Here is a 16,276-nt window from a genome sequence, read left to right on the forward strand (position 1 = left end):
TGTGGATTTGTGTGTCTGGCGCTACTGTAGAGTGTACCAAGCGGAAGGCTGGAATTGCCCAGTCAAGGTAATCTTCATACCAATCGCTGCGACGGAGTGGCAATTTCTCACGAAGAGCAGCCTCGTCGATCTGGATAATCTTCACGCCAGCAGCTTCAAGGTCAAGAACTTCATCCTTGATAGCAAGAGCGATTTGAAGGGTAGAATCCTTGATAGAGATGTCTTCACGCGGGAATGACCAGTTGAGGATGGTTACAGGTCCAGTCAGCATACCTTTGACAGGTTTGTCTGTACGGCTTTGTGCATAGCTAGACCATTTAACAGTGATTGGGTTGAGACGAGTAACATCACCCCAGATGATTGGTGGTTTGACTCCACGCATACCGTATGATTGTACCCAACCATTTTTAGAGAAGAGGTAGCCTGACAGGTTTTGACCGAAGTACTCAACCATGTCATTACGCTCGAACTCACCGTGCACCAGCACGTCAAAGCCGACTTCTTCTTGCCACTTGATCCATTCATCGATTTGCTCAGCCAAGAACTTGTCATAGTCTTCTGCCGACAGCTCACCCTTGCGGAAGGCCAAGCGCTTAGCACGGACTTCCTTGGTTTGAGGGAAGGATCCAATCGTGGTAGTTGGCAACGGTGGCAGATTGAGTGTCTTGTGCTGAATTTCCTCACGTTCTGCAAAGGCTGGCAAACGAGTGTAGTCAGCGTCAGTCAAACCAGCGATGCGCGCACGAAGTTCGGCATTTTCACCCACACGTTCAGTCGCAAAGAGTTCTTTGTTAGCAGCAAGTGCTTCTGCACCACCGCCATTGCGGATAGCATCCAAGTCACGGATTTCATCCAATTTTTCTACCGCAAAGGCAAAGTGGTTCAAGATTGCTGGTTCAAATTCTTCATTAGCCGTTGTAAATGGCACATGGAGAAGTGAACATGAGCTTGTCAAGACGATGTTTTCAGCTGGGATTTGCTCAAGCACTGCCAAGCTCTTTTCGTAGTTGTTGCGCCAGATGTTTTTTCCGTTGACAATCCCTGCATAAAGAGTCTTATCAGCTGGAAAGCCACCTTTTACAAGCTCAAGTGTTTTCTTGCCTTCGACAAAGTCCAAACCAATAGCATCTACTGGCAACTCTACAAGGTCTGTATAGATGTCACGAACATCACCAAAGTAGGTTTGAACCAAGACTTCCAAGCCTTTCTTGTCCGCCAAAAGCTTCTTATAAAGGTCCAAGAAGAGAGCTTTTTCTTCTGCTGACAGGTCTTTGACCAGACTTGGCTCATCCAGCTGGATACGCTCTGCGCCCAGCTCTGCTAATTTTGCAAAAACTTCTTGATAAGCTGCAGCTAGGGCATCTACAAAGTCAGCCGGAGCCACACCGTCTTCAAAGTCAGATACTTGCAGGAGAGTGAATGGACCGACCACAACAGGACGGGTTACCAAGCCCAACTCTTTAGCTTCTGCAAATTCATCAAAAATCTTATGTCCAGCCAGTTTGACTTGAGTTTCTTTTTCAAATTTAGGAACGATATAGTGGTAGTTAGTGTTAAACCATTTCTTCATCGGAAGGGCGCGGACATCCCCTTTTTCACCCTGATAACCACGAGCCAAGGCAAAATACCGCTCCAAGTCAGTCAACTCCAAGCCTTGCACAGATGACGGCACCACGTTAAAGAGAAAGGCCGCATCCAGCACATTGTCATAATGAGAAAAATCATTTGACGGAATCTCTGAAATTTCTTTTTCCTTAACAATATTCCAGTGCTTAGCGCGCAGCTCTTTGGCCGCAGCCAGAAGCTCTTCTGCTGAGATTTCATGTCTAAAGTATTTTTCAGTTGTAAATTTCAATTCGCGGAATTCGCCCAAACGTGGGAATCCAATAATAGTCGTTGACATAAACGTCCTCCAAAATTTTTCTTGATTTTATCTTATCAGAAAATCCCCCCTCTGTATAATTGGAATTTCCCAGAGTTTGATATAGTCTAAAACTATAACCCGGTTCTCTATACAACAATAAAAGCTTATTTTTCAACTTCCATTGACTAAAATTATTGTTTGCTATAGGTAGAAATTATGACCTTGGAAAAAGAAAAACCAGCGAGAATAAAATCTCGTTGGTTTCTTTTCATTCTTTTACTAACGTTTTTTTCTCCTCCTTCTCCACAACAAACTCTCTAACCAAGCGATAGATAACTGCAAAGATAGGCGTAAAGAAAATCATGCCGACCAAGCCAAAGAGGTTGCCCCCAATCAGGGCGGCGGCTAGGGTAAAGAGAGTTGGGAGACCGACGGACTGGCCGACCACGCGCGGATAGATGATGTTGCCCTCAATCAGCTGCACTCCCTGAAAGACTACGATTGAAAGAAGAGCTTTCCAAGGGCTGTCGGTGAAGATAAAGATAGCACCTAGAGCACAAGCTGAGAAGGGCCCGATGTAGGGAATGAAAGAGAGCACTCCGGCCAAAACTCCTGTCAAGGCAGCATAAGGCAGGCCTGTCAGAGAGTAGGCGATAAAGACTAAAACCCCAACAATGACGGCCTCTATCATCTGCCCCATCAGAAACTTATCATAGGTCTCAACAATGACAGAACCGACATAGGATAGGCGTTTCACAGCCTTCTCAGGAAGCAGGACCTGCAAGAGACGGCTAGTAATTGTCTGCAAATGCTCCTTGCTGCTCAAGAAAGCAAACATGAGAAATATAGACATGATGACAGAGAAAAAGTTGCCAAAAATAGCAGAGATATTGCCCGTCAGACTGCCCAGAAGAGAGATGGCTCGGTTGACAATGTCGCTGTTTTGCAGCTGCTTAGTCAGATCTTTCAGCTGGCTAGAGGAAAGCAAGCCAGACTGCTGCAGCCACTTGGCTACCTGAGGTGCTACCTTGCCGATTGTCGCGCTTAGCTGATTGACCGCTGTGGTCAGAGTCGGCACGACAATAGAAACAATCCCCGTCATAATGAGAACTAAAATCAGCACCTCTAAAATTAAGGCCAAACCGCGCTGCAACTTTTGTGGGACTCGGCATTTATCCAAGAGGTCTTCCAGCTTTTTCATCGGAACATTGAAGATAAAGGCTAGGACTCCACCCAGTATAATAGGCGAAAAAACCGAAGTCAAACTCTGCAAACCAGACCAGATATTCCCGATATAGAGAACCAGAGCCAGAGCGAGCGCCGCAAATACGATTAGTTTATAAGATTCATTTATTTTTTTCATAAGGCTTCCTTTTAAGGTTTTGTCATTTCCTTATTTTATCATAATTTTCAAGGCCTTTCGAGCAGGAGGAAGCATGGGTTAGTCAGCTTTGTCATTGCTCTTAAAATTTTGCAAATCTTGAAGATAGAGAAATCCAGCCCCTATGGACAGAAGACCTGCAAAGATAGCTAGAAAAGGAATAAATCCCATGATAGATGCAAAAAGCAGCATCTGATGATTCATCTTATTGACCCTTGAGTCCCCACTATAATGAGACATACCAGCTAAGGAAAGTATCAACAAGAAAACATTAATTAGCATAATCAGAAGTGCCCATATGTAATTTTCAATGAAGCTGACAATCAAATCAACAAACTCAAAACTCGAACTTTGTAAAGAAAAATACATGATAAGAATTCCCGCTATAATACTCACTATCCCATTTACCAATAACAATTTATTCGACTTCATAGAAATCTCATTCTTTCTTTTTTAAACATAGTATACCTAGCCACTTTCTAATCTGTCAACCTTTATAAAAGAATGACTGTCACATCCGATAAATCCGTTTTCATTCAAATTATCTTATGATAAAATAAGCTTATGCACAAGAAAACGATTATTGATTTTAAGCAGTTGGGCCAACGCCTGATTTTCACGAATCCCATCAAGGAGCTAAAGACTCGCCGCCTGGACCAAGTGGAGGAACTTTTAACAGAGATTGAGGGCTGGCAGGAGAAAGGATACTATGCTGTCGGCTATGTCAGCTATGAAGCAGCGCCAGCCTTCGAGGAAAAGTTCCAAGTTCATGCGGCCCCGCTCCAGAAGGAATACCTCCTCTACTTTACTATCCACGATAAGGTCGAGCTGGCTTCCATTCCCTTGACCTATGAGGAAGTGGAAATGCCAGCAGCTTGGAAAGGGCTGACTTCTGAGCAAGAATACCAGAAGGCTATCGAGACTATTCATCATCATATCCGCCAGGGCGATACCTATCAGGTCAACTACACGGTGCAGTTGTGCGCGGAGCTCAATCCTGAGGATAGCTTAGCTATTTACAACAGGCTAGTCGTTGAGCAAAACGCAGCCTATAATGCCTATGTAGAGCATGACGAGACTGCCATCTTGTCCATCAGCCCTGAGCTCTTTTTCGAGGAGCACCGAGGTCAACTGACCACTCGTCCGATGAAAGGAACTACCAATCGGGGACTGACTTTAGAGCAGGATAGAGAGCAGGCTGCATGGTTGGCCCAGGATGCCAAAAACCGAGCTGAAAATATGATGATTGTCGATCTGCTGCGCAATGATATGAACCGCATTTCTCAGACGGGCAGCGAGCGGGTTGAGCGTCTCTGCAGTGTCGAGCAATACTCTACGGTCTGGCAGATGACCTCTACTATCAAAAGCAATCTGCAGGAGGGAGTCGGGCTGACTGAACTTTTCAAGGCACTCTTTCCTTGCGGATCCATCACAGGCGCACCTAAGATTTCGACCATGGCAATCATCAAGGCGACAGAAAAAGCTGCCCGCGGGGTCTACTGCGGTACAGTCGGTATCTGTCTACCAGACCAGAGACGGATTTTTAACGTCGCCATCCGCACCATTCAGCTGGAGGGAAGAAAAGCTATCTACGGCGTTGGCGGCGGCATCACTTGGGACAGCACCTGGAAATCCGAATACATCGAAACCCAGCAAAAATCTGCCGTCCTCTATCGAAAGAATCCGCGATTCGACCTGATTTCTACTGGAAAAATAACGGATGGAAAACTGACTTTACAAGTCCAACACCTGCAAAGACTGACGGAAGCAGCTAGCTACTTCGCCTATCCTTTTGATCAAGACAAACTGAAGCAAGAGCTAGAAGAAACCTGCGCTCAGCTGGATAAAGGGCAGGATTACAGGCTGCGTATAGCTCTTAAAAAAGACGGCGGTATTGGGCTAGAAACGGCTCCTCTACTGCCATTAACAGAGACTTTCAGAAATGCAAAACTGGTCGAGCAGACAGCCAATCTAGCCCAGCCTTTTACCTATTTCAAAACCAGCCATCGGCCACATCTGACCTTGGAGCAGCAAGAACAGATTTACTACAATGCCCAAGGCCAGCTACTGGAAACTTCTATCGGCAATCTGCTACTGGAGCTAGACGGCAAGCTCTACACGCCTCCAGCTGAACTGGGCCTGCTCAAGGGCATCTACCGCCAGCAATTACTGGATAAGGGACAGGTTACTGAGAAGATTCTGACTCTGTCTGACCTGGCCCAAGCAGAGAAAATCTACGCCTGCAACGCAGTTAGAGGACTGTACGAGCTGGAAATTGATAAAGGAGAGCTCTGACATGAAAGTTATCTTTCTGCACGGACTAGGGCAAGATGCGCATTCTTGGAAGAAAGTTCAAGAAGCCCTAGCCAATGTCCCAACGGAGTCGCTGGCTCTTTTTCTGAAGGGCAATGAAAGTTACCAAGACATTCGACAAGCAACCCTCCAGCACCTTCAAGCTGAAGAACAGCCTTTTATCTTAGTCGGTTTGTCACTCGGTGGCCTGCTGGCACTGGACCTTTCTGACCAAACTCTTCCTCATCTAAAGGGCTTGATTTTATCCGGGACTCAATACAATTTAGCAGATAATTTTCTCTACAGACTGCAGATTCTCGTCTTTAAACTGATGCCCAAAAGTGTCTTCACCAAGCAAGGAGCCGATAAAAGCCAGATGATACGGATTTTGGCCGAGCTACGAAAGGTAAATCTCACTGATAAAATTAAGAAAATCAAGCTCCCGAGCCTGATTCTTTGCGGCAGCAAAGACAAACCCAATCTAAAGGCTGCCTATGAGCTTAACAAGCTGCTGAAAGGTTCTCAGCTTCGCATTATAGAAAAGGGCGGCCATACTCTGAATAGCCAAGCGCCAACAACATTTGCTCAAATAATAAAGAAATTCCTAAATAAGTTCTGACCCTTTTACAAGACAAACCAAAAACTTTAGAAATATTTGAGAAATTCTTTATAAATATTTGAAAGTTTGGTGCTATACTAATTAATAAGAAGAGGAGTTTTCTCTCCTAACATCATGAAAAGGAGACTTGATCATGGAAAATGTTTTGGTTTTACAGCAAGTCAGCAAGAAATTCGGCCGGCAGTACGCTCTGACCGATGTGAGTCTGACGATAAAAAAAGGAGATATTTACGGTTTAATTGGCAAGAACGGGGCCGGAAAGACCACTCTGATCAAGGTCATCACCCAGCTTTTGGAAGCAAGCAATGGTAATGTCTCCCTCTTTGGCTCTCAGAACTATCAAGAATGGACGCAGAGCCTCAAACGGGTCGGTTCGGTCATCGAAACACCGGTCGCTCACAACCACCTGACAGCCTATGAAAATCTCAGCTACTACTGCAAGCTCCGCCATATTCCCCATGCAGACAAAGTCATCCGTGAAACCTTGGAATACGTGGACTTGACAGATACCGGCAAGAAGAAATTTCGCGACTTCTCACTCGGGATGAAACAGCGGCTGGGTCTAGCTATCGCGCTTCTTACCAGACCCGACCTGATGATACTGGATGAGCCTATCAATGGCCTGGATCCAGTCGGCATCAAGGAATTCCGCCAGCTGGTGCAGCGGCTCAACGAGGAGTTGGGCATGACCTTTATCATCTCCAGCCATATCCTGTCTGAACTCTACTTGGTGGGGAACCGGTTCGGCATTATCGAGGAAGGACGGCTGATTCGCGAGATTTCCAAGGCGGAGTTTGAAGAACAGAGCGAAGACTATATCGTGCTTAAAACATCGCAGTTGGAAGAAGCCAGCCGGCTGATTCATGACCAGCTCATGCATCGTATCAAGGTGGTCAATGCTTCTGACGAGATTCATATCTTCACCCATTCGCATGAGATTAGCAAGATTGTCAAGGAACTTGCAGCCGCAGATATACCGGTGCAGGAGATTTACTATGCACGACAAAACCTAGAAAACTTCTTTACAGACTTGGTCGAATGAAAAAGGGAGGCTTATCATGATGGATTTCATTCGAGCCGATTTTTACCGGCTCATGCGCTCAAAAGGCTTTTGGATTACTGAGTTTTTATTATTCTGTGTGATTATCTCAACAACCTTCTTCCATGCAAATATTCATTTTGGAGCAAATATCTCCAGCAATGCGGCTGCTAGTCAATCTCTAGGAAAACTAACTGGCCTTCAAGCTCTGGGCTATTTTGCAGGCAATACAGACAGTCTGCTCTTTTTCACCATCATTGGTATTGGTATGGTCCTTGGAGTGGACCTGTCTCGGAAACTTTATAAAAACTGTCTGAGCTACGGCATCTCTAAGCTCAGCTATTATTTTTCTAAATTCTTTGTTTGCGTTAGCATCGCAGCCTTTCACTTCCTGATGATTTTATCTATCTCCTTTGTGACCGCTAGTCTGTCCAACGGAATTGGAAGTGCCCCCAGCTCTTTTTTGCCTCAGCTAGGAGCTGCTCTCTTCGTTCAATTTCTCAGCACGGTTTCATGGATTGCCATCATTTCTTTTGTACTCTATGCCAGCCACTCGATTGTATCTAGCTTTCTGACCTATTTCCTTGGCGGTACCTTACTGACTATTCCCCTCATCTTTTACCCTGACAATGAATGGCTGCTCTATCTGACCATGCGTTTTAACACAGATATGGCAGCAGATAGCGGAGCTGTTATCAAGGCTATCCTGACAGTGGTAACGGTCACCCTAGTCTTTCTGATTAGCGGACTGATGGTTTTCAAAAAGAAAAATTTATAAAAAGCAGGAACAATCTTAATCATTCAGAGGAGATTTCATGTTACATACTATTCAGGCGGAGCTCTACCAGCTTGTCCGCTCCAAACCTTTTTGGCTAATAGAAGGGCTGCTCTTTTTTCTCATTTTCATCAGCTCTCTTGGTGAAAGCAACTTTAATTTTTATATCTCTACGTCTTCTGATCCAGAAGAAATAGTCATCCAAGGTTGGACAGGATTTGAAGCTCTCGGGCAGCTTGCTAAAGATTTCCTGCCCTTTGTCATGATTACTGTCCTTGTGCTCATTATCTTTCTGTTAGGTCGTGACCTGACTAGAAAATTATACAATAATATATTAGCTAGCGGGGTCTCTCGGAAAGAATTTTACCTATCCAAAATAGCTGTTCTTGTCACAATTATCATCTTTCAACTAGTAACAGCCTTTGCTATAGCCTTTATCTTTGGGAGCCTCTTCCACGGACTTGGGACTATGCCAAAGAACTTTTTCTGGAGCTTTTCCTTATCTTTCTTTCGCTCCTTTCTCTTTATTATGACCTGCAGTTCCGTAGTTACCTGTCTTCTCTACCTGACCCGCTCTACCCTAGCCAGCTATCTCGTCTTTTTCGCCCTGATTATGCTTCAGTCTAGTCTCGTCATCGTTTTCCCTCAGATAAATTCTGAACTATTCTTATTCCTTATCCTAGCTGGTTCTCTCTTAGGTGGTTACCAAGCCTTTCAGCACAGGGACTTATAAATTTAAGCAGTCAGCCCTTTGGCTGCTTTTTTATTGCTTTTGGATTGATTCTGCATTTCTTTAGAAATATTTTAGAATTTCTTGAGAAATATTTGAAATCTAGCTTGTATACTAAAATCAAACCTAAGAAAGCGAGAATATACCATGCAAACTGTTTTAGAAGTAAAGCAAGTTACCAAACAATATGGCCAGCAATATGCCCTTGACCATGTGAGTCTTTCAATCCAGAAAGGTGATATTTATGGACTGATTGGCAAGAACGGAGCTGGCAAAACCACTCTTCTCAAGACCATTAGCCGGCTCATTCATGCCAACAGCGGAACCGTGTCTGTCTTTGGTTCGCAGAACTCTAAGGAATGGAACGAAGCCTTGCGCAAGATAGGAACTGTCATCGAAACACCAGTCGCTTACAATCAAATGACTGCTTATCAAAACCTCAACTACTACTGCAAGGTCCACCAGATTGCCCAGCCCGACCAGCTCATCAAGGAAACCCTGGCCTATGTCGGATTGAGCAATACTGGTAAAAAGAAATTCCGCAACTTTTCGCTAGGAATGAAGCAGCGCTTGGGGATCGCTATTGCACTTATCAGCAAGCCTGAACTCATGATTTTAGACGAGCCCATCAACGGCCTCGATCCTCTTGGCATCAAGGAATTCCGACTGATGATTCAGCGGCTCAATCAAGAACTGGGGATCACTTTTATCATTTCCAGCCATATCTTGTCTGAGCTTTATCTGGTAGCCACCAAGTTTGGGGTGATTGACCAAGGACGACTTGTCGCAGAATTCACCAAGGATGACTTTGACCGAGCCAGCGAAGATTATATCGTCCTCAAGACTAGCGATAAAGAACAGGCTGCCAACCTCATCCAAGGTAAGCTCCACTATCAGCTCAAGGATGCTGATAAATCTGACGAACTGCACATTGTCGCCCAAGAACAGGAACTAAATGACATCAACAGGGAGTTGGTTCTATCCAACATTCATGTCAATGGTATCTATGCAGCTCACAAAGATTTAGAAAAATACTTTACAGATTTAGTCCAGTAAGGAGAAAAAACATGTTACATACTTTTCAAGCAGATTTTTACCGTTTCTTTCGTTCCAAGGCGGTTTGGATTACCGAATTCATCTTTCTACTGACGACCTTGAGCGCAGTCTTTGGCAAATTAAATGCCGTCCAGCTTATACAAGCGGTGTCCAACGCTATCGGTAATAATACTTTTATCATCATTATCCTCTCTATGGTCGTCATCGGGACAGATCTGAACAAGCAGCTTTACAAGAATACATTAACCAGCGGCGTTTCCCGTACCAGTTTCTTCGTCTCTAAAGCCCTAGTCATGGTCTGCGTAACGTTCCTGCAGCTAGCTCTCTTTTATAGCATCAACTTTATCCTAGCGGCCATCCTAAACGGTATTGGTGATTTATCCGCTACCTTCCTGCTTCAGTTTATTCTTCTATTCTTTGTGCAGTGCCTGACTGTCATTGCTTGGACAGCCATTATTTCCTTTATTCTTTATCTGAGCAAATCTATGATTGCTGCCCTGGGAGGTTACCTTTTCTGCGCATCCTTAACCGGCGCTCTTGCGCAACTTTATCCCAAGTCTCTGTGGCTGCAGCATTTCACCATGAGCTTTGATTTTGAGACGCTTCAAAGCAACGGTGTAACCTTAAGAATTGTTCTAATCGCCTTGTTTTTAGGAACAGTCTTCACCGCAGCAAGTCTCTATACTTTCCACAAAAAGGATTTATAGTAAACAATGAGCTGGCTCTCAACTGGCTCATTTTAATCTTTCCAATTTTAAATTTCTTTAGAAATATTTTAGAATTTCTTGAGAAATATTTGAAATTTAGTTTGTATACTAAAAGTATAAACAAAGTAACTAAAGGAGAAACATCATGCAAAATGTTTTAGAAGTGAAAGGACTCACTAAAAAATACGGTGATCAATATGCTCTGAAAGATGTCAGTCTTTCCATCAAGAAAGGAGAGATCTACGGTCTCATCGGAAAAAACGGTGCTGGTAAGACCACGCTGATCAAAATCATCACGCAAGTCATCTATCCTAGCGGAGGGACCGTATCTGTCCTGGGCTCTCAGAACCAACAAGAATGGACCAAGGCCCTCAGCCATACTGGATCTGTCATCGAATCCCCTGTAGCTCATGCCCACATGTCGGCCTATGAAAATCTGCGCTACTACTGTACCGACCGGGGCATTCCAAATGCTGACAAAGTCATCAAAGAAACCCTTCAATATGTCGGCCTGACCGATACTGGAAAGAAGAAATTCCGTAATTTCTCTCTGGGGATGAAACAGCGGTTGGGCATTGCCATTGCCATTTTGGGGCGTCCCGACTTGCTCATCTTGGACGAGCCCATCAATGGTTTAGACCCAGTTGGGATTCAGGAATTTAGAGAAATGGTCAAGCGCCTCAATCAAGAATTAGGCATCACCATCATCATTTCCAGCCATATCCTGTCCGAGCTTTATCTAGTCGCAACTCGCTTTGGTTTTATCAATCAAGGGCATTTCATCAAGGAGCTGTCTAAGGAAGAATTTGACCGAGAAAGCGGCGACTATATCATCCTCAAAACGGATAATATCAAGCAAGCTGCTCATTTAGTGCAAGACAAGCTAGGCTACCAGCTCAGACCGACCAACAAGGAAGATGAGCTGCATATTTCCGGTAAGGTACAAGAAATTCGCAAGATTGCCAAGGAACTAGTCCTAGCCGACATCCCAATCGGGGAAATCTACTACGCCCACAAAGACTTAGAAAAATACTTTACAGACTTAATCAACCAACAAGGAGGAAACACTCATGTTTAATAGTATCAAGGCGGATTACTACCGTCTCTTCCGCTCCGTAGGATTCTGGGGAGTGCAGGCTTTCTGCATCTTTGGAATTCTCCTCGGCATTTTCACTTCCAAAGTTGTCAGTTCCGACAACGGTATCTTTTTTGCCATAGATGTCGTCTCCTACAACAGCGGCATGCTCTTTATTGCCTGCAATGTCATGACTAGCTTGCTTCTCGGTGTTGATCTCAATGACAAACTTTATCACAATAACCTGACTACAGGCAAGACTCGGACCCAGTATTACTTCTCTAAATCACTGACTATCGGTAGCTTACTTCCTATGCAGTTCATACTGCTCTACATTTTTGGTATTGTCATCGAATTTGTCCGAACCGGTGGTAATATGGGAACCCTGCCAGCTAATTTTTGGGGACAATTCGCAATACTCTTTGCCATGCAGGTCATCTGTACCTATGCTTGGTACTGCATTACCAGCTTTGTCCTCTACTTGACTCGAAACTATAGTGTCGTCTTTATCACCTATATCATGACCTACATCTTACTCGGCCTCCCTAGTCAAATGGTTGATGCCAATAATGAATGGTTCAAGGCTATCAAGATGGAGTTCGTCTACGGAGACGCTTCAATACCAAGTGTCATCATCAAAACAGCTATCTTTGCTCTCAGTCTGATCACGGTCTTTAGCTTAGCAGGACTGGCTACACTGAAAAAGAGAGATTTGTAAAATAAAAACTCAGCTAATCACTAAATTAGCTGAGTTTTTTTGAGCAGATTTCACCCTTTCTGGTCTAGCCCTCTTTATCGGCTTTCTTTCACTGCTTCCAATCTTGCTTTTTCAAGAACAGACTGATGCAGACTCCTAGGATAAGGTAGAAAGTGACAAAGGTAAGACTAGCTGCCAAACTGGTCGGATATGGAAAGATCTTGCCCAGAGGAAAAAGAACATTAGATAGAAATCCGAGGGGAACAAAGAGCAAGAATAAAATCAAGGCTAGCTTAACCTGAAAAGAAGGTCTTACCTCGGATAGATTGCGGCCCGTTCCCCACACCAGCAGCCCTACTCCCTGAACGATCAGCACCGGCGTTAGCAAGATACTGATCTTGAGAAAATCAGCTAGGATAATGGAGAGGATGATGCCCAGACCGACAAAGCCAAGAGAGAGCTGATAGCAAATATTGCTGGCTATTCTCCTGTGCTTGATTGACTGCTCTTCCTCTTTCTGGACTACAGGCTCAATTCCCTTGAGCAGATAGTCTGTGGTCACCTCAAAATAGTCACTCATGGAAATGATCTTATCCAAATCAGGCATACTCTGCTCGCTCTCCCACTTGGAAACGGCCTGTCTAGACACACCGAGTTTTTCGGCTAGCCCCTCCTGAGAAATGCCCCGCACTTTTCGCAGGTACTGGATTCTGTCTGATAGATTCATGGATTGTTTTACCTACTCTTTCTTATTTTTTATACTTTCTTTCATTGAAACTTATTATAGCACAAGGCGGAGAGACTGCAAAGTCTGATTGTCATCTCTTCATAAAATGCTAGACTTCTTCTTTAGATGGAAGAGCTTTTTCCTCCCTATCCGTCCGATACCAGAGATAGATACTATAAAGTGTCAGGAGAATCACACCTCCAAAGTAAAAGAAGGGATTAACTTGAGAAAAATCCAAATTGTTAGCTTGAGCTATTCCAACAAAAGTCGAGATGAGAGTGTTGGAGAGTGCATGAAAGATGTTACAAGCAAGGACAGACTGGGTCTTCTTATACAGAGCTGCAAGCCAAAAAGATAGAAGGATACTGAAAATGATAAAAACTGAGAAAAGGTCCTGGCTTCGATCATAAAAGCGATCGTAAAACCAGAGAGGAATATGCCAGATGGCCCAAATAATACCGGTCATCAAGGTAGAGACAAAGAAAGAAAACTTTTTCTCCAAGGCCGGCTGTAGGAAGCCGCGCCAGCCGAATTCTTCAATCCCGCCCGATAGGACAATACAATATATAAAAAACCAAGGAAATCTTACTAAAGCGCCGTCTACCAGCTTGCCGCCAGAAGCTAGAGCATAGAAGGCAGTCAGACCGCCACCATAGATTAGCAAATAAAGCCAGGTCTCTTTCTTGCCTGAAAAGAGATAGGAGCAAATGGCCTTGAAGCCTTTCTTTTTCAGTACGATCAGGCTAGCCAGCATAGGCCCAAACATAGCAATACCATTTAGAATAGCTTCAAGAGCAAGATAGGCTGTAGGTGGGCTGTCTGGCCAAAGGTTTTTGAGGATGATATCCAGCAGCCAGAATCCCCATGTCCAGCTGAAGTTCCAAGCTAGGAACGGCAAAATTAGTTTTGGTTGTGGTTTGATAGTTGTTTCTGTATTCATGAGAATACCTCCTTATAATATAATTAAACTCAAGTTTTTGATCCAAATCTTCAAAGACAGCGACTCGTTCATTCCGAAATCAAAAACTTGGCTTCTGCTTTCAGATTAACAAAAAAGCCAGTTGCCTTTCTAGCGACTGGACTTGGAATAAAGAAAAAACCTAGTTGCTTTTTGAGTGATTGCACTTGGAATCATTGTCAACTGTCAGTTGCAAGTCAGTTATATCAAGGGTTTAGAGCAGTTGGCTGATTTTTCACTTTGACCGGTAAAATGGCCTCTCTAAACTAACTAGCTTTTCAGATCACAAAACAAAAAGACATTTTTATCATGCCTTTCTTCGACTTAATCTAAAAACAAACCTCCGCCAATTCGAAAATTAACTGAGGTTTTTTGAGCGGATTTTGAGACTAGCTGATAGAGCTGAGCCTTCCTTGTTTTGATTTTTTAAGTCTTTTTTACAAAGTCACAACCAGTTCAAACCAGTCGTCCTCTGCTTTCATTGTCAAGTCCCCGCCTAGGATTTCGACTAACTGCTGGGTGATGTAGAGCCCCAACCCTGAAGACTCCTCGCTGCTGGATAGGTTTTCTGAGTAAAAGCGATTAGTCAGCTTATCCAGATATTGGATAGGCTGCTGGACGATATTTTTGACGGTAAAGATACAATGCTCGCCCTCTTTTTTCAGAGAAATGCTGGCGGCCTTACGGCCGTGCTTGAGGACATTGCTTATCATATTTTGGACAATGCGCTCTAAAATTTCTGGGTCTGTCTCTAACTCTAGACCTTCAGCCAGCTCTACCTGCAAGTCAATCTGGGCTTTCTGAAAGGCGTCATAATAAGTAAAAAGCTGCTGGGTTACTAGCTGGGATATATCTGTCGGCTGGACATTGGCCCGTATAGCTCCCTCCATCAGCCGGCGATACTCCATCAAGGCTTCCAGCCGTTTGGATACCATTCCCAGACTATCTGCAATTTTGATTAGCTGCTGACTTTCCTGACTCTCATCCTTCAAGAGCTGCTGGGTATAGCCGCTGGCAATGGTCAGAGGGGTGCGGATATCATGGGCAATATTACTGATAGCCATATCCAGCGTCTTCTTTTCCTGCTGAACAACAAAGGTCGTCTTATCTAGCTCCCGAAAGAGCAGCTCAGCTTCCTCTGTCAGCTCTAAAATACTGGGTGCATGAGCAGCAGGAGCCAGACGATTCTGGCTCCCTGTCTGCCGCTTCCGACGAATCTGCTGTGCCACATCCTTGACCGCCAGATGATAGCGTATGAAACCAATGGCCAGAAACAGACTGATAAGGGCAAATAAAATGACTAACACCAACATATCAGTCCTCCTTAAGCCGGACACCCAGTCCCCAAACAGTCTCTATGTATTCTTCCGTTGGGTCCAACTGAGCCAGTTTCTTACGTAGATTGCTGAGGTGGGTATTCAGGGTATTATCCCCAGGCAGATAGCTCTCTTCCCAGACCTGCTCAAAGAGCTCTTCCTTGGTGTAGATCTTCTTGGGATGACGGAGCAAGAGCTGGAGGATATGATATTCTTTCTTGCTCAGACGGACGCTTTTCTCACCGCAGACCGCCTCAAAGGTAGCCTTGAGCAGACGGATATTTTTAAAGGACTGGCCTTCTTCCTCGCCAGTCAAAGCCTGCTGGCTGCGCAGCTGCACGGTAATACGGGCAAAAACCTCATCCAGATTGAAAGGTTTGACGATATAATCATTAGCACCATTCAGCAGGTACTGACTAACCAGCGCTTTCTCCCCAAGGGCTGTCAGCATAACCACTGGCACCGTAGCATTGCTGCTGCGAATTTCCCTCAACACTTCATCGCCATTCTTCCCCGGCAGCATGATGTCCAGAAGGACCAAATCAATCTCCTCCCGCTCAAACAGCGAAATGCCCTCTGTCCCCGAATAGGCGGAATAAACCGTGTGTTCCTTCTGAAAAAGATCTTTTAGAATTTCATGAATATCACTGTTGTCTTCGATGAGTAAAATATGAGCCATAAACACTCGCCTCCAGAAATTTCCTATCACTAGTGTAGCAAGGATAAGAGGCTAAGTCAATAAAAGATGGACTATTCGAAAAACTTTAGAAATATTTTAGAATTACTTGAAGGATATTTGAGAATCGGACTTTAAAATAGAAAGAAATAAGAAATGTATGTGCTATAAAAAGGAGGCTCAGAATGTTTAAAATTTTTTGCAAAATCGTTTTTAAAAGTATTGCTTTCGCCCTTGAGGGCTAAGGAAAAAGGAGAACCGCATGAAGAAATTGATTTGACTGATTCTTTTATCAATCTTAAGGTCAAGGATTTTTCAACAAGAGCTGAAGTGCAAATGCCGTCTTTTGTACAGAGTACAGCTA

Annotated in this window: 16 protein-coding genes; 9 read left to right on the plus strand and 7 right to left on the minus strand. The window is 44.2% G+C overall.

Annotated elements, in window-relative coordinates; all coding sequences use genetic code 11:
• From metE to RP262_RS08075, 3 genes are all read right to left on the minus strand, one after another.
• Nucleotides 1-1,903 (minus strand): 5-methyltetrahydropteroyltriglutamate--homocysteine S-methyltransferase (gene metE, locus RP262_RS08065; protein WP_311154807.1); only part of this gene is annotated, 1,903 nt, incomplete at its 3' end.
• A 229-nt stretch (nucleotides 1,904-2,132) separates the two neighbouring features.
• Nucleotides 2,133-3,227, minus strand: coding sequence for an AI-2E family transporter (locus RP262_RS08070; protein WP_311154808.1), 1,095 nt, complete (start codon nucleotides 3,225-3,227; stop codon nucleotides 2,133-2,135).
• A gap of 78 nt (nucleotides 3,228-3,305) precedes the next feature.
• On the minus strand, nucleotides 3,306-3,677 hold the full coding sequence (locus RP262_RS08075) for an insulin activator factor (RefSeq protein ID WP_311154809.1): 372 nt from the start codon (nucleotides 3,675-3,677) through the stop codon (nucleotides 3,306-3,308).
• A gap of 132 nt (nucleotides 3,678-3,809) precedes the next feature.
• Between RP262_RS08075 and pabB the strand changes: the two genes are divergently transcribed.
• The 9 genes from pabB to RP262_RS08120 all read left to right on the plus strand — a co-directional run bounded on the left by pabB (nucleotide 3,810) and on the right by RP262_RS08120 (nucleotide 12,256).
• Entirely contained in the window at nucleotides 3,810-5,540 is a 1,731-nt protein-coding gene (gene pabB, locus RP262_RS08080) for an aminodeoxychorismate synthase component I (RefSeq protein ID WP_125336404.1), read from the plus strand.
• 1 nt (nucleotide 5,541) lies between these two features.
• Nucleotides 5,542-6,156, plus strand: a complete 615-nt coding sequence (locus tag RP262_RS08085) for an alpha/beta fold hydrolase (RefSeq protein ID WP_002914373.1) — start codon at nucleotides 5,542-5,544, stop codon at nucleotides 6,154-6,156.
• 133 nt (nucleotides 6,157-6,289) lie between these two features.
• Entirely contained in the window at nucleotides 6,290-7,198 is a 909-nt protein-coding gene (locus RP262_RS08090; protein WP_311154810.1) for an ATP-binding cassette domain-containing protein, read from the plus strand.
• Nucleotides 7,199-7,214: 16 nt separating this feature from the next.
• Nucleotides 7,215-7,973 (plus strand): ABC transporter permease, encoded by a 759-nt coding sequence (locus tag RP262_RS08095; RefSeq protein ID WP_311154811.1) that lies wholly within the window; start codon nucleotides 7,215-7,217, stop codon nucleotides 7,971-7,973.
• Nucleotides 7,974-8,010: 37 nt separating this feature from the next.
• Entirely contained in the window at nucleotides 8,011-8,703 is a 693-nt protein-coding gene (locus RP262_RS08100; RefSeq protein WP_311154812.1) for an ABC transporter permease, read from the plus strand.
• Nucleotides 8,704-8,847: 144 nt separating this feature from the next.
• Nucleotides 8,848-9,756, plus strand: a complete 909-nt coding sequence (locus RP262_RS08105; protein ID WP_048772341.1) for an ABC transporter ATP-binding protein — start codon at nucleotides 8,848-8,850, stop codon at nucleotides 9,754-9,756.
• Nucleotides 9,757-9,767: 11 nt separating this feature from the next.
• Entirely contained in the window at nucleotides 9,768-10,463 is a 696-nt protein-coding gene (locus RP262_RS08110) for an ABC transporter permease (protein WP_311154813.1), read from the plus strand.
• A 145-nt stretch (nucleotides 10,464-10,608) separates the two neighbouring features.
• The gene (locus RP262_RS08115) at nucleotides 10,609-11,541 is read left to right on the plus strand and encodes an ABC transporter ATP-binding protein (RefSeq protein WP_311154814.1); all 933 of its coding nucleotides are present in this window, start codon (nucleotides 10,609-10,611) and stop codon (nucleotides 11,539-11,541) included.
• Nucleotides 11,534-12,256, plus strand: coding sequence for a lantibiotic ABC transporter permease (locus RP262_RS08120; protein ID WP_311154815.1), 723 nt, complete (start codon nucleotides 11,534-11,536; stop codon nucleotides 12,254-12,256). The genes RP262_RS08115 and RP262_RS08120 overlap by 8 nt, the downstream gene beginning before the upstream one ends.
• Before the next feature lie 88 nt (nucleotides 12,257-12,344).
• Here RP262_RS08120 and RP262_RS08125 read toward each other — a convergent pair whose 3' ends face one another.
• The 4 genes from RP262_RS08125 to RP262_RS08140 all read right to left on the minus strand — a co-directional run bounded on the left by RP262_RS08125 (nucleotide 12,345) and on the right by RP262_RS08140 (nucleotide 15,915).
• Nucleotides 12,345-12,962 carry a helix-turn-helix domain-containing protein gene (locus RP262_RS08125; RefSeq protein ID WP_002910627.1) on the minus strand — a complete coding sequence of 206 codons (618 nt, stop codon included), beginning with the start codon at nucleotides 12,960-12,962 and terminating at the stop codon, nucleotides 12,345-12,347.
• A 109-nt stretch (nucleotides 12,963-13,071) separates the two neighbouring features.
• Nucleotides 13,072-13,902 carry a CPBP family intramembrane glutamic endopeptidase gene (locus RP262_RS08130; RefSeq protein ID WP_311154816.1) on the minus strand — a complete coding sequence of 277 codons (831 nt, stop codon included), beginning with the start codon at nucleotides 13,900-13,902 and terminating at the stop codon, nucleotides 13,072-13,074.
• 455 nt (nucleotides 13,903-14,357) lie between these two features.
• Entirely contained in the window at nucleotides 14,358-15,233 is an 876-nt protein-coding gene (locus RP262_RS08135; protein ID WP_268689285.1) for a sensor histidine kinase KdpD, read from the minus strand.
• A 1-nt stretch (nucleotide 15,234) separates the two neighbouring features.
• On the minus strand, nucleotides 15,235-15,915 hold the full coding sequence (locus RP262_RS08140) for a response regulator transcription factor (RefSeq protein WP_002907256.1): 681 nt from the start codon (nucleotides 15,913-15,915) through the stop codon (nucleotides 15,235-15,237).
• Between the last annotated feature and the right edge of the window lie 361 nt (nucleotides 15,916-16,276).

Origin of the sequence: uncultured Streptococcus sp., from assembly GCF_963456385.1 — a bacterium.
Classification (GTDB): Bacteria; Bacillota; Bacilli; order Lactobacillales; family Streptococcaceae; genus Streptococcus.

What these genes read in the sequence shown, in the direction of transcription:
- pabB (WP_125336404.1), top strand. Translation starts at nt 3,810, where the DNA reads ATGCACAAGAAAACGATTATTGATTTTAAGCAGTTGGGCCAACGCCTG.
- RP262_RS08135 (WP_268689285.1), bottom strand. Translation starts at nt 15,233, where the DNA reads ATGTTGGTGTTAGTCATTTTATTTGCCCTTATCAGTCTGTTTCTGGCC.
- RP262_RS08095 (WP_311154811.1), top strand. Translation starts at nt 7,215, where the DNA reads ATGATGGATTTCATTCGAGCCGATTTTTACCGGCTCATGCGCTCAAAA.
- RP262_RS08120 (WP_311154815.1), top strand. Translation starts at nt 11,534, where the DNA reads ATGTTTAATAGTATCAAGGCGGATTACTACCGTCTCTTCCGCTCCGTA.
- RP262_RS08140 (WP_002907256.1), bottom strand. Translation starts at nt 15,915, where the DNA reads ATGGCTCATATTTTACTCATCGAAGACAACAGTGATATTCATGAAATT.
- RP262_RS08090 (WP_311154810.1), top strand. Translation starts at nt 6,290, where the DNA reads ATGGAAAATGTTTTGGTTTTACAGCAAGTCAGCAAGAAATTCGGCCGG.
- RP262_RS08105 (WP_048772341.1), top strand. Translation starts at nt 8,848, where the DNA reads ATGCAAACTGTTTTAGAAGTAAAGCAAGTTACCAAACAATATGGCCAG.
- RP262_RS08125 (WP_002910627.1), bottom strand. Translation starts at nt 12,962, where the DNA reads ATGAATCTATCAGACAGAATCCAGTACCTGCGAAAAGTGCGGGGCATT.
- RP262_RS08100 (WP_311154812.1), top strand. Translation starts at nt 8,011, where the DNA reads ATGTTACATACTATTCAGGCGGAGCTCTACCAGCTTGTCCGCTCCAAA.
- RP262_RS08075 (WP_311154809.1), bottom strand. Translation starts at nt 3,677, where the DNA reads ATGAAGTCGAATAAATTGTTATTGGTAAATGGGATAGTGAGTATTATA.
- RP262_RS08085 (WP_002914373.1), top strand. Translation starts at nt 5,542, where the DNA reads ATGAAAGTTATCTTTCTGCACGGACTAGGGCAAGATGCGCATTCTTGG.
- RP262_RS08130 (WP_311154816.1), bottom strand. Translation starts at nt 13,902, where the DNA reads ATGAATACAGAAACAACTATCAAACCACAACCAAAACTAATTTTGCCG.
- RP262_RS08115 (WP_311154814.1), top strand. Translation starts at nt 10,609, where the DNA reads ATGCAAAATGTTTTAGAAGTGAAAGGACTCACTAAAAAATACGGTGAT.
- RP262_RS08070 (WP_311154808.1), bottom strand. Translation starts at nt 3,227, where the DNA reads ATGAAAAAAATAAATGAATCTTATAAACTAATCGTATTTGCGGCGCTC.
- RP262_RS08110 (WP_311154813.1), top strand. Translation starts at nt 9,768, where the DNA reads ATGTTACATACTTTTCAAGCAGATTTTTACCGTTTCTTTCGTTCCAAG.